This window comes from Bradyrhizobium sp. CCBAU 45394 (assembly GCF_028128655.1).
In the GTDB taxonomy this organism is placed as follows: domain Bacteria; phylum Pseudomonadota; class Alphaproteobacteria; order Rhizobiales; family Xanthobacteraceae; genus Bradyrhizobium; species Bradyrhizobium diazoefficiens.
Window position 1 is genome coordinate 138,460 of record NZ_LBIX01000177.1, and the last position, 20,528, is coordinate 158,987.

Here is a 20,528-nt window from a genome sequence, read left to right on the forward strand (position 1 = left end):
CCGGGAATGCAGGAGTAGTGGCGTCATCCTGAGGTGCTCGCCTCTTCGGCGAGCCTCGAAGGATGGCGAGCTCCCGGCCTATCCTTCGAGGTGCGCCCTTGCGGTGCGCTTGCGCCGCAAAAGCGCGCACCTCCAGAGCGAACGCAAATGCGTTCGTCCGGGGATGACGGCGGTGGCCGGGGAAACAGGAGTGAAGTCGTGGCCTCGATCGACGAAGCAAAACAGTTCATCCCGCTCAACATCGCGGTGCTGACCGTCTCCGACACGCGCGCGCTCGCCGACGACAAGTCCGGCCAGACGCTGGCCGACCGCCTCACCGACGCGGGCCATCATCTTGCCGCGCGCGAGATCGTCACCGACGACGTCGAGGCGATCCGCGCCGTCATCCGCCGCTGGATTGCAGATAGCGGCGTCGACGTCGTCATCACCACCGGCGGCACCGGCTTCACCGGGCGCGACGTCACGCCGGAGGCGATCGAGCCCTTGTTCGAGAAACGCATGGACGGTTTCTCGATCGCATTCCACATGCTGAGCCACGCCAAGATCGGCACCTCGACGATCCAGAGCCGCGCCACCGCGGGCGTTGCCGGGGCAACATACATCTTCTGCCTGCCCGGCTCTCCCGGCGCCTGCCGCGACGGCTGGGACGGCATTCTCGCCGCTCAGCTCGACTACCGCACGCGCCCCTGCAATTTCGTCGAGATCATGCCGCGCCTCGACGAGCATCTGCGCCGGCCGAAGGCGCAAGGCGCGACGGCGTAGTTGCCGGCGTTGACGCTTTCTTCCCTTCTCCCCCTTGTGGGAGAAGGTGGCGCGAAGCGCCGGATGAGGGGTTCCCTCCGCGGAGACCTGTGCTCGTGGAGACATACCCCTCACCCATCTGAGCCCGCGTCTACCGGCGTCGCTGCCCTCTCCCACAAGGGGCGAGGGCATAGCGATGCGCATCTCGCTCTTTGCGACACTCGTTCTCGACTAGAATTTGCTGGTCAGCGAACTCCACACCATCAGCCACATCTGCCGGCACGCCTCCGCGTGCAGGCGTCGCGCCCGGCGCTTGTAGAGATCGACGAGCTCTCCGGTGATGCGGTGCGCGGATTGGTGCCGCTGGTGCATCAGAGATCGCGCTCCCAGGTTTCGCCGACGAGGTTCTGGCCGAAGCTGCGGTGCGGCTCGGTGGCGACCAGCTTGAAGCCGGCATCCTGATAGATCTTTCGCGCGGCTGTGAGATTGCTCTGCGTCCACAGTGTCATCCGCCGATAGCCGCAGGCCCGTGCGAACGAGACGCATTCGGCGACCAGCCGCTGGCCGAGACCCTGTCCGCGTGCGGCGGGGTCGAGCAGCAGCAGCCGCAGCTTGGCGACGTCGTCGCTGGCCTTCACCAGGAACACCGAGCCGACCGGGCGGCCCTCGATGTCGGCGATCCAGCAGCGCTCGCGCGAGGCATCGTAGGAGGTCATGTATTTGGCGACAATCTCGGCCACCAGCGCCTCGAAGCCGGAATCGAAGCCGTATTCGCCAGCATAGAGCGCGCCGTGGCTCTGCACCACCCAGCCCATGTCGCCGGGGCGGGGATCGCGCAGGATCGCGCGCGGCGCCGGCGCGCGCGGCAAAGCGAGCAGCCGCTCGATCGTCTCCATCGCTCCGGTGAGCCGCCTGCGCTCCTCGTCCGGCAGCGGCCGCAGCATCGCGGCGACGTCCTCCTGGGACGAGCGCTCCAGCTTGGCGAAGGCCTGGCGGCCCTTTGCGGTCAGGCTGAGCTGAACCTGCCGGCGGTCGCTGGCAAGTGGCTTGCGGGCGATCAGGCCGCTCTCGTCGAAATTCTGCACGATGCGGCTGAGATAGCCGGCGTCGAGCCCGAGCGCGATGCCGATCTCCTTGGCCGATTGCACGCCTCCATGGGCGAGCTCGTAGAGCACGCGGGCCTCGCTCAGCGAGAACGGGCTCTTCAGGAGCTGCTGGTCGAGAACGCCGAGCTTGTGGGTGTAGAAGCGGTTGAAGGCGCGGACCGCCTGAACCTGGTCGTCGGCGACCTGTCCGGCCGCAGCGCTTGATGACGACGAGCTTGATGGCAGAGGGCTTGATGGCATGGGTCACCTCAATATTTGCCATTGTCAAACAATTATTTGACGTTGGCAAGCATCAAGAGTGAGTATAAAAGGTGGCTTTAGCCGACCATGACGATCCGGCTGCGCAGCATGGTCCGGGACGAGCGGCCGAGCCGGCGCAGCAGCCGCGCCTCGGAGCGGCGGGCCTGGGGCGGGTAGCCGCCGATCCGGTCGTAATGGTCACGCGCGATCAAAAGTCCCTGATCGCCGAGCGGGCCGACCAGCTTGCGGGCCACGGCGCGGAGCATGTCGCGGAATCCGGTGTCGGCGTAGGGCGAGCGGGCGTAGCGGAACACCGCCGCGCGGTCCCGGCCGCTGCTCGCGACGGCCTGGATGAATTGGGTGGTCTCCTCGATCCAGCCGGTTTCCAGCACCGCGCCTGCGGGCAGGAACATCAGCCAGGCCGACCGGGCCTGGAGCGCACCGGCGGCCAGCGCCGCGCCCTGCGAGGATCCCTCGAAGCCGATGAAACGGCAGCCGGCGACGTCGGCCACGCGCTCGATGACGCCGTTGCGGGTGCCGTCGACCAGGAGCACTTCCCGGACGATGCCCGCGGCGGCGCCGGGGACCAGCGCGGCCAGAGTTGCGACCGCCGTCTGCTCGACGCCCTCGGTCGGAATGATGACGCTCAGCATGGTTGAGGCTTCGATGTCCGCACTTCGGGAGAAGCGTAACTTGTTATGATGTTGTCATAAACACGCGGCAATGCCGAGTGCAACTTTTCGGCGGGGCTCCGCCGTTCGATGGTAAACTGCCAGAGCCATCGCATCCAAAGATGTCCCGCGCGGGACGGCAATGTTGCTGAATATTTCGGCGCAGCTTTGTCTTGACCGTATTAACCCGGAGTTTCGTTCCGATATTGCGCGCCACGCAGGCGGATCGCAATCCTACGAGAGGAGGATGCGAGTGGAACGACGCCCGGGAACGGGAAAAGCAGGCAATCCATTGTGCTGAAGAGGGCTTCGTATGACTGCCGATCAACTTGCTGTTAGCGCGCCGTCGACATCTCCCAGGCCGGCCGCCGCGCCGACCTTGCGGATCCGGGCGCTGATGCTGGGCGACCGCATCAATGCTTCGGGCCTCGAGCTCGGCGCGCTGGTGTCGTCGACGCCGGCCGCCTTCCGCGTCCATGCCGGCCTTGCCGTGATCTTCCGCTACGGCGTCGTGGTGCTGATCGGCCTGTTGCCTTCGGAGGAGAAGGTGCTGATCGACAGCCTGAAGCCGCGCGTGATCGGCGAGCTCAGCCCCTATGAGGAAGAGACCGCGCAGGCGCAGCTCTGCAACGACGAGAACGCCGAGGTGATCCAGCCGGGCGGGCCGATCTGCCTCGCCAAATTCTCCGACGACCGGTTGCTTCTGGTTGCCGACGCGCTCGCCAAGAGCACGTCGCTGGCGCGCGACGAACGGCGTGTCGCGGCCGTGTTCGACGTCATCGAGCCGTTCGCGCGCGAGCTCGCCGAGCGCGGCCGCACGCCGCGCCGGCGCAGGGCCATTCTGCAACTGATCGGCAACGCGCTGCTGGTGCAGCAGCGCGTCGCCGGCCGCGTCGCCGTCGCCGAGAAGCCCGACGTGCTCTGGGAGAAGCCCGAGCTCGACCGGCTCTATGCCCGTCTCGAAGACGAGTACGAATTGAAGGAGCGCCTCGACACGCTCGAGCGCAAGCTCACCGCCGTGTCCGAGACCGCCAATGCGCTGACCGACATCATCGACACCGAGCGCTCGTTGCGTCTCGAGATCGCCGTGGTGGTGCTGATCCTGATCGAGGTCGCGATCGGGTGTATCCAGATCTTCGCCGGCATTCACTGAGCCGCGGCGGCGCGTGCCGGCGGATCGAGGTCGCCGGCCTGCGATTGCCATTTCGCGATCTCGGCGAGTTCGGCGTCGGGGCGCGTCTCCACCGTGCGGCAGCGTCCGAGATAGAGTTGTCCCGCATCGCCCTCGATCGTGATCCAGTCGCCCTCCGACAATGTCGCGTCGGCAAGCTGGGCCTGCCGCGAGACAGGATCGATCTTCAGCGCGTGACAGCCGACCACGCAGGGCTTGCCCATCTGCCGCGCCACCAGCGCCGCATGCGAGGTCCGCGCGCCGACCGCCGTGACGATGCCGGCCGCCACCGCGAAGCCTGCGACGTCCGCGGTGCTGGTATCGGGACGCAGCAGGATGACCGGATCGCCTGTGGCCGACAGGCGCTGGGCGCTTTCGGCGTCGAAGACCGCGCGGCCGACGCCGATGCCCCCGGACGCGCCGATGCCGATCGCCGCCGGCTCGCCCGCGCAGACCAGTGCGGTCGCGGCGAGCGAGGCGAGGTCGATCCCGGCGATCCGCTCCAGCGCCTCGTCCTGCGTGATCAGCCCCTCATGCACGAGGTCGATCGCGATCCTGACCGCCGCACGCGGCGTTCGCTTGGCCGCGCGCGTCTGGAGGATCCACAGCCTGCCATCCTCGACGGTGAACTCGACGTCCTGCACGTCGCAAAATTCACGCTCGAGCCGCTTCAGGATATCGACAAGCTCGGCTTCGGTCCGCGGCAGTGCGCGCACGATCGCATCCTCGGCGTCGGGGGAGCGGCGCCCGGACACGACGTCCTCGCCCTGCGCATCGAGCACGAGATCGATCATCGGGCGCGGTGCGCCGGTCGAAGGATCGCGCGAGAAGGCCACGCCGGCACCCGATGCCAGCCCGCCATTGCCGAACACCATCGCCTGCACCGTGACGGCGGTGCCCTGGAGCCCTTCGAGTTGCTGGAGTTTCCGATAGGTCTTCGCCCGCTCGCTCGTCCAGGACCGGTAGACGGCTTGCGCCGCGGCTTCGAGCTGCGCGACCGCATCCTCGAGCCAGCCATCGGCGTGATCCTCGACCAGCGCCTGTTCGTCGCCGGCAAGCCGCTCCAGCGCTTCGCTGTCGAGCGCGCGATCGTTCTCGGCACCTTCGGCCTCGACCAGTTCCGAGATGCGGGCCGCGAATGCGGCGGCGTCCAGCCCGAGCACGGTCTCGCCAAAACTCTCCAGGAAGCGCCGCCGGCAGTCCCAGGCGAGCCGCGGCCGGCCGGTCGCACGGATCAGGCCGTGCACGGCATCCGACGTGCAGCCGACATTGAGCACGGTGTCGAGCATGCCCGGCATCGATCGGGCGGCGCCCGAGCGCACCGAGACCAGCAGCGGCAGCCGCCGGTCGCCGAACCGCCTTCCGGTCGCGCTCTCCAGGAAGGCAATTCCTTCCTTGAGCCCGTCGCTCAGATGACGCTCCGCATGCGCGTGCCCCGCGATGATGTCGGCGCAGAGCTTGACCGGCAGCACGAAAGCCGGCGGCACCGGCAGGCCCAGTGCCGCCATCCGGGCGAGGTTGGCGGCCTTGGCGCCGATCTCCTCGGCGGGACGCAGTTCGGTCGCCTCGGCGCCGATACGCACGATATGCATGGTGCTTCCCCCTAGGCTGCGAGATCGATCATGATGTGCCGGCGCAACAGATGCCCGAAGCCGGCGAAACGGTCGGTGGCGCGCTCGATGGCGCGGGCAAGCTCGAGCACCGAGAGCGAGGTCGCGACGTCGAAGCCGCCGCCGAAGACCAGCGCGGTCGTCGCACGCTCGTGGCCGTCCGCGGCATGTTCGGCATCGATCAGACGGGTCACGGCGGACAGCGCATCCTCGGAATCGGCGCGCCGCCCTTCCGGCACGTCGGTGGCCGCGGCGACGCCGCTGGCCGCGACCTCTGTCGCGGTCATCGCCACCACACAGAGTTCGGCGAGTGCGGCCAGCAGCGACGGATCAGTTCGCTCAGGCATCAGCGAGGCGATGAAGGCCGCCTGCTCCAGTTCGTCGACGGCCTCTTCGGCGCGATCGATCAACTGGGCGATCGTTGGCCGGGCGTTGAGCCGGTCGACTTCCTTGCGCGTTTCGAGCGCAATGCGATCGGCCTTCTGTTCGATCGCGCCGCAGCGTACCGCCAGCAGCTTGCGATCGGCCGGCTGGCCGGCCCGAAGCGTCGCAATATGGCGGGAGATCGCCGCAACGAGATCATGGGCAAGCCCGATCTGGCGCAGCACCGCGGCGAGCAGGGTGCCGTCAACGCGCTCCAGATGCCGCACCAGGTCGGCTTCGATCTGGTCGCGGACCGTCCTGACGGAGCGACCTGCGAGCAGCGCCTCGGTGGAGGCGCGCAGTGCCGCCTTCAGAAAATCGATCGCCGCGGCGCGGCCGAGCGCCTGGTCGAGCCGCTCGCCGAAGCCGATGCGCGCGGGGGCGGCGTTGCGCACCGCCGACCCCAACAGCTCGTTGCCGCCGAGCTCGAGAAAGCCGCGATGGCCGATCCGCTGTCGCGCCGCCCATTCCAGGATTCGTGTGGCGTCGTCCTTGGCAACCCAGGTCCGCAGCAGCTTGCGCGCCTTGTTCCAGTCGATCAGGAACACCAGCGCGGCGCCCACGGCCGCGAGGAATTCGTTGCGATCCGCGGCGTGAGCCGGCTGATACTGGCCGGTGACGAGATAGAATGAATGGTCTTCGCCGAGGCCTGCGGCGGTGTGGCGGTCGAGCCCGCTCCAACTCGCCTCGAACTTGTCGAACAGCGAGATGAAGAATTTTGCCCGCGCCAGATGTACGTCGGTGTAGGTGACAGTGACCGCGTTCTTCTTGACCGCGATCACCACCACATGGGCGTCCGTGGTGCCGATGTCGTTCTGGATCAGCAGCCGGCCGCCCGAGCGGGTCGCCATGGTGTCGAGACCGGGGTGGTTGAACTTCAGCCTTCGCGTCTGGTTCAGACCCTTCATGAAGGCCTCCACCGCGCCGCGATCTTCGCCGTGCAGTCCGAACACATGGGCACCGTCGAGCGTTTCCTCCGAACAGTTCGCCGCAAGCTTGTTCAGCGCCTTGTGCAGATCCATCACCAGCCGATGGAGGCTGTCGCCGGCCGTCTCGGCAACGCCGGTCAGGCGCGCAATGCGGGAAAGATCGATTTCATTGGTGGCATCGAGCAGACCCGCGCTTCGGACGGCCGTCAGCCGCGCGTTCGCCTTGTCGCCGTCCGACGGCGCGCCGGCGCTGACGGCGCGGATCATGGCCGCAGCGTCGTCCTGGATCTCCTTCATCAGCTTGGCGAGGTTCGGCGCCGCGAGCCGGGACGGTCCGACCAGATGGGCGCCGCCGATCAGCGTTGCGATCGCGGCTGGTGCAATGCCGGCGGCGTGACTCTCGACCGCAAGCTCGCTGGCGGGACGATCGGGATCTTGCGCATGCCGAGCCGCCGCCTGGAGCGCACTCATCCGCACTTTGATGCGGTCATTGGCGGCAAGCCCTTCCGCCACCAGCGCGGGCAACAGGATGTCGCCCTGTCCGAGTTCTTCGATGATCTGGGTTTTCATGGTCTGTCCGCGCAACGGTTGATGCCGTCCTTATGCCGCGAAGTTGCGACGGCCTCATTGCGTCAGATCATTCATAAAACCGTCACGCAGCGTGTCGTTCGCGCAGCAGCGCGGCGCAATGGCGCGCGATCGCGATCTCTTCGTTGGTGGGAATGATGAAAATGTCCACCGCACTGTCGCCGGCGCCGATCCGCTCGCGTCCCTCGTCATTCGCCGCTGCATCGATGCGGACGCCGAGCCAGGCGAGACGCTCGCCGATCGCGCTGCGGATCTCGCTGGCATGCTCGCCGATGCCGCCGGTGAAGACCAGACAGTCCAGCCCCTGAAGCGTGGTCGCCATCATCGCGATCTCCTGCGCCGCACGGAAGGTGAAGAGATCGATCGCGTCCCGTGCCGCAGCCTCGCGGCTCGCAAGCAGCGTGCGCATGTCCGCGGACATGCCGGAGACGCCGAGCAGGCCCGACTCGTGATAGAGCAGGTGCTGGACGTCTTCGACCGACATCCCCTCGTGCTGCTGCAGATAGAGCAGCACGCCGGGGTCGATCGTGCCGCTTCGCGTGCCCATCACGAGGCCGTCGAGCGGCGTCAGTCCCATCGTGGTGTCGACGCTGCGGCCGTTGCGGAGTGCGCAGAGACTTGCGCCATTGCCGAGATGCGCGATGACGGTGCGCTTCGCAACGAGCTGCGGCGCGATTCCGGCGAGGCGGCCCGCGACATATTCGAACGACAGCCCGTGAAAGCCGTAGCGCCTGACGCCGCGCTGCTCGAAGCGCCTCGGAATCGCAAAGCGGCTCGCAGGCGGTGCAAGTCCGTGATGGAAGGCGGTGTCGAAGCAGGCGATCTGGGTCAGCGCGGGACGGATCGCGGAGAGGGTGCGGACCGGCGCGAGGCAGCGCGGCTGGTGCAGCGGCGCCAGCGGCGTCAGGGCCTCCAGCTTCGCGGTGATATCGTCCGTCAATTCGACCGGGCCTGAATGATCCGGCCCGCCGTGGACGATACGGTGGCCGACTGCGCGCAAGCTGTCTTGGCCGAACCGGTCGTCGATGAAGGCGAGCGCGTCGGCGAACAGGTGGCCGCCGTCGGCATCGGCCTCGTCCCGCCGCTTCTCGAACAGGTCTTCGCCCGCAGCGCCTTTCACGACGAGCCGGGGCCTGGCCTCGTGCTCGTCGAGCAGGCCCTTGCAGAGCAGCGCGGGCTCTGCTGTCGAGATCTCGAACAGGCCGAACTTGATGCTCGACGAGCCCGAGTTGAGGACGAGAACCGCCTCTGGCGCCGGCATGGCGTCAGCCCGGCTTGCCCGGCCAGACCCAGTCGCGGATCTCGGGCATGTCCTCGCCGTGCTCGCGCACGTAACGTGAGTGCTCGATCAGCTTGTCGCGGAGCTGCTGCTTCACCTGCGCGGCCCTGGTCGCAAGACCCGGCACGCGTTCGATCGCCTCGATCGCAAGGTGGTAGCGGTCGAGCTCGTTGAGCACGACCATGTCGAACGGCGTCGTCGTGGTGCCTTCCTCGGCGAAGCCGCGCACATGCAGGCCGGCATGGTTGGTGCGGTTATAGGTCAGCCGGTGGATCAGATGGGGATAGCCGTGATAGGCGAAGATCACCGGCTTGTCGCGCGTGAACAGGCTGTCGAAGTCGCGGTCGGACAGGCCGTGCGGATGCTGGTCCTGCGGCTGCAGCGTCATCAGGTCGACGACGTTGACGACGCGGATCTTCAGATCCGGCAGCGCCTTGCGCAGCAGGTCGACGGCGGCAAGCGTCTCCAATGTCGGCACGTCGCCGGCACAGGCCATCACCACATCGGGCTCGCCACCCGCGTCTTCCGTGCCCGCCCAGGTCCAGATGCCGATGCCGACATCGCAATGCGTGGCGGCGTCCTGCATCGACAGCCATTGCGGCGCCGGCTGCTTGCCGGCGACGATCACGTTGATGCGGTTGTACGTCCGCAGGCAATGATCGGCGATCCACAGCAGCGTGTTGGCATCGGGCGGGAAGTAGATGCGAACGATGTCGGCCTTCTTGTTGGCGACGAGGTCGACGAAGCCGGGGTCCTGATGGCTGAAGCCGTTATGGTCCTGGCGCCAGACATGCGAGGTCAACAGATAATTGAGCGAGGCGATCGGCCGCCGCCACGGCAGGTGCCGCGTCACCTTCAGCCATTTGGCGTGCTGGTTGAACATGGAATCCACGATGTGGATGAAGGCCTCGTAGCAGGAGAAGAAGCCGTGGCGTCCGGTGAGCAGATAGCCCTCCAACCAGCCCTGGCAGAGATGCTCGCTCAACACCTCCATCACGCGGCCGTCCCGCGCAAGATGCACGTCGTAAGGCTCGATCGGCTCCATCCAGACACGTTCGGTCGTCTCGAACACCGCATCGAGCCGGTTTGACGCCGTCTCGTCCGGACCCATGATGCGAAAGTTGCGCTCTTGCGCGTTGAGGCGGATGACGTCGCGCAAAAATTTGCCGAGCTCGCGCGTCGCTTCCCCCGTGACGGCGCCGGGCTGCGGCACTTCGACGGCAAAGCTGCGGAAGTCCGGCAGCTTCAGCTCCTTCTTCAGCAATCCGCCATTGGCATGCGGATTGGCGCCCATGCGGCGATTGCCCTCGGGTGCCAGCGCCTGGAGCTCGGGGACGAGCGCGCCGCTCGCGTCGAACAGTTTCTCCGGCTCGTAGCTGCGCATCCAGTCTTCGAGCACCTTCAGATGCGCAGGGTTCTCGCGGCAGCTTGCGACCGGCACCTGATGCGCGCGCCAAAAACCTTCGACCTTCTTGCCGTCGACTTCCTTCGGACCGGTCCAGCCCTTCGGGCTGCGCAGCACGATCATCGGCCAGCGTGGCCGCTCGACGTTTTTGCGCCCGTCGCGGGCGTGCTGCTGGATCGAGCGGATGCTGGCGAATGCGACGTCGAGCGCATCCGCCATGATCCGGTGCATCAATTTGGGATCGTCGCCCTCGACGAACAGGGTCTCGTGGCCGAACCCGCGGAACAGATCGCGGATCTCGCTGTCAGACATTCGTCCGAGCACGGTCGGGTTGGCAATCTTGTAACCGTTGAGGTGCAGGATCGGCAGCACCGCGCCGTCATGCGCCGGATTCAGGAACTTGTTGGAGTGCCAGGACGCCGCGAGCGGGCCGGTTTCGGCCTCGCCGTCGCCGACGACGCAGGCGACGACCAGGTCGGGATTGTCGAGCGCCGCGCCATAGGCGTGCACCAGCGCGTAGCCGAGCTCGCCGCCTTCGTGGATCGAGCCGGGCGTCTCCGGCGCGGCGTGGCTCGGGATGCCGCCGGGGAAGGAGAACTGCCGGAATAGCTTGCGCAATCCGTCCGCATCGCGCGCGATGTTAGGATAGATCTCGCTGTAGCTGCCTTCGAGATAAGTGTTGGCGACCATGCCCGGGCCACCATGGCCGGGACCGCAGACATAGAGCACGTTGAGGTCCAGCGCGCGGATGACGCGGTTGAGATGGGCGTAGATGAAGTTCAAGCCGGGCGTCGTGCCCCAATGGCCGAGCAAACGCGGCTTGATGTGCTCGGCCCGCAGCGGTTCGCGCAGCAGGGGGTTGTCGAGCAGGTAGATCTGCCCGACAGAGAGGTAGTTGGCGGCGCGCCAGTAGCGATCGAGGAGATCGAGGTCGCTGCTCGCGGCGGCCGATTGTTGTTGATTTGTCATGTTCCTGCCGACCTTCACCCGGGATCGTCACCAACCGAGTTCCGGCGCGATCGATCCTTCGCGGCATCAAACGAGATCGTGGTGACGGCGATGTTGCGTGAGGTCAAAGGCAGGCGCCCGAAGTTTGGGCGCCTCTACTGTGCATGGGGTTGTTTTCACGTTTTTTGTTCTTGTTCTTGATTTGTTCCTTTGGCGTGCTATCTTGGCTTCATGAGTCCAGCATCCTCTCATGCTCTCAAGCACCCGCCGGTCACGGCGCCCTCCGAGCCGGCGGGTGCGCCTTCTGATTTCCCCGAGCTCGCTGTCGCCATCGACAAGCAGCGCAGGCGGGGGCGGGGCGCGCAGTCCAACGCCAGCGGCCGCTATGAGGCCGAGGCGCGCGTCGCCTTCGACGACGGCTGGCAGAGCCTGGAAGAGCTGCCGCCATTCAAGACCACGGTCGCGGTCGACACCTCGCGCAAGGTGATCACCCGCAACGATTCCCCCGATATCGGCTTCGACCGCTCGATCAACCCCTATCGCGGCTGCGAGCACGGCTGCGTCTACTGTTTCGCGCGGCCGACCCATGCCTATCTCGGCCTGTCGCCCGGGCTCGACTTCGAGTCCAAACTGTTCGTCAAGCCGGAGGCCCCGGCGCTGCTCGAGAAGGAGCTCGCAGCAGCAGGCTATGAGCCGCGGATGATCGCGATCGGCACCAACACCGATCCCTATCAGCCGATCGAGCGCGAGCGAAAAATCATGCGCGGCATCCTGGAGGCGCTGGAGCGCGCTGGTCATCCCGTCGGCATCGTCACCAAATCGGCGCTGGTGGTGCGTGACATCGACATTCTCTCGCGCATGGCCAAGCGCAACCTCGCCAAGGTCGCGATCTCGGTGACTTCGCTCGATCCAAAGCTGGCGCGCACCATGGAGCCGCGGGCCTCGACGCCGCCGAAGCGGCTGGAGGCGCTGAAGCAGCTCTCCGATGCCGGCATTCCCACCACCGTGATGGTCGCGCCAGTGATTCCCGCGCTGAACGATTCCGAGATCGAGCGAATTCTCGATGCGGCCGCCCATGCCGGCGTCAAGGAAGCCTCCTACGTGCTGCTGCGGCTGCCGCTGGAGGTGCGCGACCTCTTCCGCGAATGGCTGATGGCGAACTATCCGGACCGCTATCGCCACGTCTTCACGCTGATCCGCGACATGCGCGGCGGCCGCGACTACGACGCGAAATGGGGCGAGCGCATGAAGGGCACCGGCCCGATGGCCTGGACCATCGGCCGCCGCTTCGAGATCGCCTGCGACAGGCTGGGGCTCAACAAGCGTCGCGCAAAACTGACGATGGATCACTTCGCGCGGCCGAAGCGGAACGGCGATCAGCTCAGCCTGTTCTAGGAGCCGAGGCGAACGAGGTGTGTCATGAGTAAGGAACTGCCGCCCCCGGTGCCGCGGCTCACGGTCATCACGCTGGGTGTGAGCGACATTCGCGCCAGCATCGCGTTCTATGATGCGCTGGGCTTTTCGCGCCGGCTGAAGGCGACCGGCGAGGCCGTCGCCTTCTACGATACCGGCGGTCCGGTGCTTGCCCTGTTTCACTGGGACCAGCTCGCGGCCGACGCGGCCTTGCCGGATAAGCCCAGGCCGACGACCTTCCGCGGCATCACGCTCGCCTGGAACTGCGCCACGCGCGAGGAGGTCGATGCGGTGCTGGCCTTCGCTGTCGACAAGGGCGCCGCGCTGCTGAAAGCGGCGCACGAGACCGACTATGGCGGTTATTCCGGCTATTTCGCCGACCCCGACGGCCATCCCTGGGAGGTCGTGGTCGCGCCGGGCATCGAGGTCGGTGAGGACCGGCGGGTGCATCTGGCCGAGTAGGCGGCTCGCCTGAATAACGGGAATTGCGAGGGGTTCCCGGTTGCGCAAGCAGGGCCGCTTGCGCACGATCCCCGCCATGATTCGGGATAAATCCGCCAAGACGTCGGCCAAAGCTGCGCCCAGCAAGGACGCTGCGAGGAAGGCTGCACCTGCAAAGGCTGGAAAGGCCTCGGCGGCCAAGCCTTCGACCGGCAAGAGCGCGGGCCCGAAAGGCGTCATTGCCGTCGCGCCGCCGAGCTTCCGCCGCGAGCGCGCGCTGATCAAGCGCGGCATCTGGCCGGTTGCGGGCTGCGACGAGGCCGGCCGCGGGCCGCTCGCCGGTCCCGTGGTGGCGGCCGCAGTGATTCTCGACCCCGACCGCATTCCACGCGGTATCGACGATTCCAAGCGCCTGACGGCGGAGCAGCGCGAAAAGCTGTTCGACAAGATCTGCGCCACCGCGCAGGTCTCGGTCGCGGTCGCCTCGCCCGCGCGGATCGACCGCGACAACATCCTGCGCGCCTCGCTGTGGGCGCTGAAGCGCGCCGTGGTGGCGCTGCCCGAGGCGCCCCGCCACGTCTTCGTCGACGGCCGCGACCGGCTCGATACGGAATGCGACTGCGAGGCCGTGATCGGCGGCGACGGTATCGTCCTGTCGATCGCGGCGGCGTCCATTGTCGCCAAGGTGACGCGCGACCGGCTGATGTGCGCGCTGGCGCAGGACTGCCCGGGCTATGGCTTCGAGCAGCACAAGGGCTACGGCGTCCCCGAGCATCTCGACGCGCTGAACCGCCTCGGCCCGACCGTCCACCACCGCAGCTTCTTCGCCCCCGTCGCCGCCGCCCGCGCCAAGCACATGCCCTGGACAGTCGAGCCGGTGCGCGACTTGTTCGCGGCGACCGAGGTCGAGGTGCGGGTGGAAGCAAGCGTTGAGATCGACGCGTCGGCGAATCTCTAGGGTTTAGTCCCGCAACCTCCACATCGTCATGGCCGGGCCTAGCCGTCCGAAGAATGGCGTCGCTTCCGCTCGCCTATGTCTCGGCCATCCACGTCTTTGCCGAGGTACGAAGAACGTGGATGCCCGGGACAAGCCCGGGCATGACGAGCAGACGGTCGTTGCCACAACGCGTAGCGCCCTTTATCAAAACACTCGTGAGCGAATAGGGCCGGCTGGACGGGTTGGCTGCATCTTTCGGGCGTTGCATGCGGTTTACCTCCCTGGTCATCGAGCTCATTCGCGCCCGGCCGCGGCTGATCGTGTGGATCGTCGTGCTGCTCCAGGCCGCGATGTGGCTGTTCGTGGCGCTGGCGTTCTATCGCAGCCCGCCCGGCACCCTTGCGACCCTCCTGGCCTTCGGCAGGGAATACCAGGTCGGCACCGATCTCGGCCCGCCGCTGCCGGTCTGGCTCGCCGACATCGCCTATCGCGCCGCGGGCGGCCACATGTTCGGCGTCTATGTGCTGGCCGAGGTCTGCGAGATCGCGACCTTCATCGCGCTCTACCATCTCTCCCGCGCCGTGGTCGGCTCGCAGCAGGCGGTGCTGGCCGTGCTGCTGACGATGACGGTGCTGGCCTTCTCCTCGCCCGCGCTCGACTTCGGCCCGCTGGTGCTGGCGCGACCGCTGTGGGCGCTGCTGCTGCTGCATTCCTGGCAGATCATCGGCCAGCGCCGCGGCAACGCCTGGTTCGCCTGGTCGATCGAGGCCGGGCTTTTGCTGCTGACGACGCCCGCGGCGGTCTTCCTGCTCCTGCTGCTCGTCGTCTTCGCGTTTGCGACCGCCGGCGGCCGCCGCACGCTGCGCGCGCTCGATCCGCTGTTCGCGCTGATCGTCGTCGCCGTGCTCGCGCTGCCCTATGCCGTCTGGCTGATGCGCGCCGAGACGCTGGTCCTGCCGGCCCTGCCTGCGGTCGCCGAGCTGAGCACCCGCGCGATCCACGCGGCCTGGCTGCTCGGCGGGCTCGTGCTTGGCGCGGCGGCGATCCCGGCGCTGACTTTCCTCAACACCGGCCTGTTCCTCGCCAAGGGCGAGGAGGCGCCGATCATCTACCGCCCGCCGGTCGAGCCGCTGGCGCGCAACTTCGTCTATTTCTTCGCGCTGGCGCCGGCGCTCGGTGCGGTGCTGATCTCCGGCCTGTTCGGGCTCGAGTCCGTCGTCGGCGGTGCCGGCGTGGTACTGGTGATGTCGGGGCTGGCCGTGGTGGTGGGTGCCGGCGATCTCATCGCGATGCGCCGCGCGCGGATGCTGCGGACGGTGTGGGCCGCCGCCGTCGTGGCGCCCGCCGCCGGCGTCGTGCTCGCCGTCCTGTTCCTACCCTGGACCGGCGCCAATGAGATCGCGACCTCGATGCCGGCGCGTGCGATCTCGGATTTTTTCGATGACAGCTTTGCCCGCCGCACCAACCATCGCCTGCGTGCGGTGGCCGGCGAGACCCAGCTTGCGAGCCTGATCGCGCTGCATTCCGGCCGCCCACATCTGTTCATCGATGCCGAGCCCGCGCGCACGCCGTGGATCAATCAGGCCAAGTTCAGCGAGACCGGCGGCGTCGTGGTCTGGCGCGCCGCCGACACCGCGGGCACGCCGCCGCCGGACATCCTCAAGCGCTTTCCCGGCATAGTGCCGGAAGTGCCGCGCGCCTTCGAATGGCTGGTGACCGGCCGCCAGCAGCTGCTGCGCATCGGCTGGGCCATCGTGCGGCCGAAGGGGGCCTAACCCGTCATTCCGGGGCGCGGCAAAGCCGCGAACCCGGAATCCATTCATCCACCAACTCTGCCGCTCGATGGATTCCGGGCTCTCGCTTCGCGAGCCCCGGAATGACGGTGTGTGTGGTTACACCGTGCCTTGCCCCAGCACCTTCGCGATCGCCCGCAGATCCTGCCAGGCCAGCCGCTTGTAGGACGGCGAGCGGAGCAGATAGGCCGGGTGGAAGGTCGGCAGCGCGCGGATGGTGCGCCCAGCGGTCTCGTAGTCGAACCAGCGGCCGCGGGTGCGCATGATGCCTTCGCGCGTTCCGAGCAGCGTCTGCGTCGAGGGATTGCCGAGCGTCACCAGCACGTCGGGGTTCACCAGCTCGATCTGGCGCTGGATGAAGGGCAGGCACACTTGCGTTTCCTGCGGCGTCGGCGTGCGGTTGCCGGGCGGCCGCCACGGAATCACGTTGGCGATGTAGGCCGTGGTGCGGTTGAGGCCTATGGCCCCTATCATCAGATCGAGCAGCTTGCCGCTGCGCCCGACGAACGGCAGTCCCTCGATGTCCTCGTCGCGGCCCGGCGCCTCGCCGACGAACATGATGCGCGCCTGCGGATTGCCGTCGGCGAACACCAGCCTTGTTGCGGTGTGCTTCAGCGCGCAGCCCTCGAAGCCCTGCATCAGCTCGCGTAGTGCCTCGAGCGTCGGCGCGGTGCGCGCAGCCTCGCGTGCCGAGGCGATCGCGACGTCGGGCGCGGGTGCGGCCTCGCCGCGGATCACCGCGGGCGCGGCGACCGGCCGCGGCGCCTCGACCGGCGCTGCTGCGCGCGGGACCGGCGGCGGGGCGTCCATTTCCGCCAGGCGGTCTATCGGCTCCTCCGCGAGCGCGCAGTCGACACCGGCCTCCAGATAGAAGGCGAGAAGCTCTCGGACGGTGGGGGCGGGTTCGGGGATCATGCGAAAGTCAGACTTTTATATCAGTTTGGGGCGCCATGCATCCCACCGGAACGCATTTCCGTGGTTGTCCTATCCGGAAAAATCGGAAACAAGAGGGCGCAAACGACCGAGGACCGTCTCAAGGGCTGAGATCAGATGAGCACCGAAGAACTTCCCCCGCGCGAATCCATGGAATTCGACGTCGTCATCGTCGGCGCCGGCCCCTCGGGCCTGTCGGCCGCGATCCGGCTGAAGCAGCTCAACGCCGATCTCAACGTCGTCGTGGTGGAGAAGGGCTCCGAGGTCGGCGCGCATATTCTCTCCGGCGCCGTGATCGATCCGGCCGGGCTCGACAAGCTTGTTCCCGACTGGCGCGAGGATTCCGACTGTCCGCTGAAGACGCAGGTGAAGGACGACCGCTTCTACTGGATGACGGGCGGCGGCGCGATCAAGCTGCCGAACTTCATGATGCCGCCCCTGATGGACAACCATCACTGCTACATCGGTTCGCTCGGCAATGTCTGCCGCTGGCTGGCGCGCAAGGCCGAGGCGCTCGGCGTCGAGATCTATCCGGGCTTCGCCGCGGCCGAGGTGCTCTATGACGAGGAGGGCAAGGTCAGGGGTATCGCCACCGGCGACATGGGCATCGGCCGCGACGGCAAGCCGAAGGACTCCTTTACCCGCGGCATGGAATTGCTCGGCAAATACACGCTGTTCGCCGAAGGCGCCCGAGGCAGCCTGACCAAGCAGCTGATTGCGAAGTTCGCGCTCGACGCCAAGAGCGAGCCGGCGAAGTTCGGTATCGGGTTGAAGGAAGTCTGGCAGATCGATCCCGCCAAGCACCAGAAGGGTATGATCCAGCATTCATTCGGCTGGCCGCTCGACCTGAAGACCGGCGGTGGTTCGTTCCTCTATCACTACGACGACAATCTCGTCGCCGTCGGCTTCGTCGTGCATCTGAACTACGACGATCCCTATTTGTCGCCGTTCGACGAGTTCCAGCGCTTCAAGACCCATCCGTCGATCCGCGGCACCTTCGAAGGCGGCAAGCGGCTCGCCTATGGCGCGCGCGCCATCACCGAGGGCGGCTATCAGTCAGTGCCGAAACTGAGCTTCCCCGGCGGCGCGCTGATCGGCTGCGCGGCCGGCTTCGTCAACGTCCCGCGCATCAAGGGCGTGCACAATGCGATGGGCACCGGCATGCTGGCCGCCGAGCATGTCGCAGCAGCGCTTGCGGCCGATCGCGCCAATGACGAGATCGTCGAGTACGAGAACGCGTGGCGTTCCTCCTCCGTGGGCAAGGACCTCTTTCTGGTCCGCAACGTCAAACCGCTGTGGTCGAAGTTTGGCACCGTGCTCGGCGTCGCGCTCGGCGGACTCGACATGTGGTGCAACACGCTGTTCGGCGCCTCGCTGTTCGGTACCCAGTCGCATTCCAAGCCCGATCGCGCGACGCTCGATCCGGCCAAGAGCCACGCGCCGAGGAACTACCCGAAGCCGGACGGCAAGATCTCGTTCGACAAGCTGTCGTCGGTATTCCTGTCCAACACCAATCACGAGGAGGACCAGCCGGTCCATCTCCGGGTTGCCGACATGAACCTCCAGAAGACCTCCGAGCACGACGTGTTCGCCGGTCCCTCGAATCGCTATTGCCCGGCCGGCGTCTACGAGTGGGTGGAGGAGGGGGCGAGCCCGCGCTACCAGATCAACGCCCAGAACTGCGTTCACTGCAAAACCTGCGACGTGAAGGACCCCAACGGCAACATCACCTGGGTTCCGCCGGAGGGCGGCGGCGGTCCGAACTACGAGGCGATGTAGGGCGGGCCAATCAGCGCGGATCTGGTCACAAAGGGTGATCTGCCGCACGTTCGCGTGAGAACCGGGCCGCGGCCACCTGTCGCGGCCACGATAAGGCCATAGTGGCGGCGTCTTGGGGCGCTCTTGTCCGATTTGGGGCGTTCGGAGGCGATCGCCCGGTCCGAATCCTTGCGGTAAACCGCCAAAAGCGGCATTGTCCGACCTGACGGTTCCGGGTCCCGATGCCACCGGCCGCGTTCGCATGCGAGACGGCTTTCTGCTGCAAACCCAGGCACTACCAACTCAAGGCGAGCCCTGATGCTTTCAAATCGTTTCAACCGCTGGACTGTCGCCGCCATCGCCCTCATGGGCACAGCGATCGCGACGGTCCCCGGCAGGGTCCTGGCGCAGACGCCGGATCATCCGTCCGATACGGCGGCGCAGTTTCCGACCCGGAACGATCTGAAGTCGCTCACGACCTCCGGCAGCTATCTCGCCGCCCGCCACGCCAGCGTCGAGCGCGACGCAACCTCGGCCGCCGCATTCTACCGCTCGGCGCTCCGCACCGATCCGAAGAACAACGAGCTGCTCGACCGTGCCTTCATCTCCTCGGTCGCCGACGGCGACATCGACGAAGCGGTCAAGCTCGCCGAGCGTGTCCTCACCATCGACAAGACCAACCGCGTCGCGCGCCTCGTCGTCGGTGTGCACGATCTCAAGATGAAGAAATACGCGACTGCGCAGACCAACATCAACCAGTCGATCCGCGGCCCCATCACCGATCTCGTCGCCACGCTGCTGTCGGGCTGGGCGGCCTATGGCGCCGGCGATTCCAAGGGTGCTGTCGCCACCATCGACAAGCTCGCCGGTCCGGAATGGTATCCGCTGTTCAAGGATCTCCACGCCGGCATGATCCTCGAACTCGCCGGCAAGGAGAAGGACGCCGGCACGCGCTTCGAGCGCGCCTACAAGCTCGACGATTCCATGCTGCGCGTCACCGAGGCCTATGCGCGCTGGCTGTCGCGCAACAAGGATGCGGCCGCCGCGACCACCGTCTACCAGGCCTTCGACAAGAAGCTCGCCCGCCATCCGCTGATCGTGGAAGGGCTGCGCGACACCAAGGCCGGCAAGAAGCTGCCGCCGCTGGTCGATTCCGCGCAGGCCGGCGCTGCCGAGGCCCTCTACGGCATCGGCGCCACGCTGACCCGCCGCGGCGGCGAGGATCTGGCACTGGTCTATCTCCAGCTCTCGCTCTACCTCCAGCCGACCCATCCGCTGGCGCTGCTCTCGCTCGCCGATCTCTATGAATCGGTGAAGCGGCCGCAGATGGCGATCAAGGTCTATGAGCGCGTGCCGTCGACCTCGCCGCTGAAGCGCAACGCGCAGATCCAGCTCGCCATCGATCTGGATTCCGCCGACCGCACCGATGAGGCGATCAAGATCCTCAAGGGCGTCACGTCAGAGGATTCCAAGGATCTCGAAGCCATCATGGCGCTCGGCAACATCGAGCGCGGCCGCAAGAAGTTCGGCGACTGCGGCGCGACCTATTCGCAGGGCGTCGACGTGCTGCCGGCCGGCAACGACAAGGCCAACAGCGTCTGGTACTATTATCGCGGCATCTGCGAGGAGCGCTCCAAGCAGTGGGCCAAGGCCGAAGCCGACATGAAGAAGGCGCTCGAGCTGCAGCCCGACCAGCCGCATGTCCTCAACTATCTCGGCTATTCCTGGATCGACCAGGGCGTGAACCTCGACGAAGGCATGAAGATGATCAAGCGCGCCGTCGAGCAGCGTCCCGACGACGGCTACATCGTCGACTCGCTCGGCTGGGCTTACTACCGCATCGGCAACTACGAAGAGGCGGTGAAGAACCTCGAGCGCGCGATCGATCTCAAGCCCGAGGATCCCACCATCAACGATCACCTTGGCGATGCCTATTGGCGCGTCGGCCGCACGCTGGAAGCCAAATTCCAGTGGTCGCACGCCCGCGATCTCAAGCCCGAGCCGGATGAGCTTCCGAAGATCGAGGCCAAGATCGCCAACGGCCTCACCGAGGACAATTCGAACTCTTCGGCCGCGCAGGCGGAGAAGAAGAAGGACGACGGCAAGGGCGGCTAAGCTGAGTGAAGTTGGGGGCGTGTCGCC

The 20,528-nt window shown here is 66.9% G+C and carries 16 protein-coding genes; 8 read left to right on the forward strand and 8 right to left on the reverse strand.

Annotation, left to right across the window (positions count from 1 at the left end):
* Positions 1-198 precede the first annotated feature (198 nt).
* Positions 199-762 carry a molybdenum cofactor biosynthesis protein B gene (gene moaB / locus WN73_RS41445; protein WP_028175589.1) on the forward strand — a complete coding sequence of 188 codons (564 nt, stop codon included), beginning with the start codon at positions 199-201 and terminating at the stop codon, positions 760-762.
* Between the two features lie 210 nt (positions 763-972).
* Here the strand turns inward: moaB and WN73_RS41450 are convergent, their stop codons facing one another.
* From WN73_RS41450 to WN73_RS41460, 3 genes are all read right to left on the reverse strand, one after another.
* Positions 973-1,113, reverse strand: a complete 141-nt coding sequence (locus WN73_RS41450; RefSeq protein ID WP_156149833.1) for a hypothetical protein — start codon at positions 1,111-1,113, stop codon at positions 973-975.
* A complete protein-coding gene (locus tag WN73_RS41455) occupies positions 1,113-2,087 on the reverse strand; it encodes a bifunctional helix-turn-helix transcriptional regulator/GNAT family N-acetyltransferase (protein ID WP_028175590.1) in 975 nt (324 codons plus the stop codon). Before WN73_RS41455 ends, WN73_RS41450 begins: the two co-directional genes overlap by 1 nt.
* Before the next feature lie 77 nt (positions 2,088-2,164).
* Positions 2,165-2,740 (reverse strand): glycosyl transferase, encoded by a 576-nt coding sequence (locus tag WN73_RS41460; protein WP_011085300.1) that lies wholly within the window; start codon positions 2,738-2,740, stop codon positions 2,165-2,167.
* A 331-nt stretch (positions 2,741-3,071) separates the two neighbouring features.
* Here WN73_RS41460 and WN73_RS41465 point away from each other — a divergent pair, with 331 nt between their 5' ends.
* Entirely contained in the window at positions 3,072-3,911 is an 840-nt protein-coding gene (locus tag WN73_RS41465; protein WP_028175591.1) for an RMD1 family protein, read from the forward strand.
* Here the strand turns inward: WN73_RS41465 and WN73_RS41470 are convergent.
* The 4 genes from WN73_RS41470 to WN73_RS41485 form a co-directional block, all read right to left on the reverse strand.
* A complete protein-coding gene (locus WN73_RS41470; RefSeq protein ID WP_028175592.1) occupies positions 3,905-5,521 on the reverse strand; it encodes a PEP/pyruvate-binding domain-containing protein in 1,617 nt (538 codons plus the stop codon). The two genes, WN73_RS41465 and WN73_RS41470, sit on opposite strands and share 7 nt — an antisense overlap.
* 11 nt (positions 5,522-5,532) lie before the next feature.
* A complete protein-coding gene (locus WN73_RS41475; protein ID WP_028175593.1) occupies positions 5,533-7,461 on the reverse strand; it encodes a hypothetical protein in 1,929 nt (642 codons plus the stop codon).
* Between the two features lie 82 nt (positions 7,462-7,543).
* Positions 7,544-8,740: an acetate/propionate family kinase gene (locus WN73_RS41480; protein WP_028175594.1), complete on the reverse strand. Its 1,197-nt coding sequence runs from the start codon at positions 8,738-8,740 to the stop codon at positions 7,544-7,546.
* A gap of 4 nt (positions 8,741-8,744) precedes the next feature.
* Positions 8,745-11,132 (reverse strand): phosphoketolase family protein, encoded by a 2,388-nt coding sequence (locus WN73_RS41485; protein WP_039184966.1) that lies wholly within the window; start codon positions 11,130-11,132, stop codon positions 8,745-8,747.
* A 210-nt stretch (positions 11,133-11,342) separates the two neighbouring features.
* Here WN73_RS41485 and WN73_RS41490 point away from each other — a divergent pair, with 210 nt between their 5' ends.
* The 4 genes from WN73_RS41490 (at position 11,343) to WN73_RS41505 (ending at position 15,677) form a co-directional block, all read left to right on the forward strand.
* Complete coding sequence (locus WN73_RS41490; protein ID WP_028175596.1) at positions 11,343-12,506, forward strand: PA0069 family radical SAM protein; 1,164 nt, start codon at positions 11,343-11,345, stop codon at positions 12,504-12,506.
* Positions 12,507-12,530: 24 nt separating this feature from the next.
* Entirely contained in the window at positions 12,531-12,986 is a 456-nt protein-coding gene (locus WN73_RS41495) for a VOC family protein (protein WP_028175597.1), read from the forward strand.
* Between the two features lie 76 nt (positions 12,987-13,062).
* Positions 13,063-13,923 (forward strand): ribonuclease HII, encoded by an 861-nt coding sequence (locus WN73_RS41500; protein WP_028175598.1) that lies wholly within the window; start codon positions 13,063-13,065, stop codon positions 13,921-13,923.
* 245 nt (positions 13,924-14,168) lie between these two features.
* The gene (locus tag WN73_RS41505; RefSeq protein WP_271558099.1) at positions 14,169-15,677 is read left to right on the forward strand and encodes a glycosyltransferase family 39 protein; all 1,509 of its coding nucleotides are present in this window, start codon (positions 14,169-14,171) and stop codon (positions 15,675-15,677) included.
* A gap of 117 nt (positions 15,678-15,794) precedes the next feature.
* Here the strand turns inward: WN73_RS41505 and WN73_RS41510 are convergent, their stop codons facing one another.
* Entirely contained in the window at positions 15,795-16,610 is an 816-nt protein-coding gene (locus WN73_RS41510) for a uracil-DNA glycosylase (protein ID WP_028175600.1), read from the reverse strand.
* 135 nt (positions 16,611-16,745) lie between these two features.
* On the opposite strand from WN73_RS41510, the gene WN73_RS41515 reads away from it, so the two are divergent.
* Entirely contained in the window at positions 16,746-18,407 is a 1,662-nt protein-coding gene (locus WN73_RS41515) for an electron transfer flavoprotein-ubiquinone oxidoreductase (RefSeq protein ID WP_028175601.1), read from the forward strand.
* Between the two features lie 297 nt (positions 18,408-18,704).
* A complete protein-coding gene (locus tag WN73_RS41520; protein WP_011085312.1) occupies positions 18,705-20,501 on the forward strand; it encodes a tetratricopeptide repeat protein in 1,797 nt (598 codons plus the stop codon).
* Positions 20,502-20,528 lie beyond the last annotated feature (27 nt).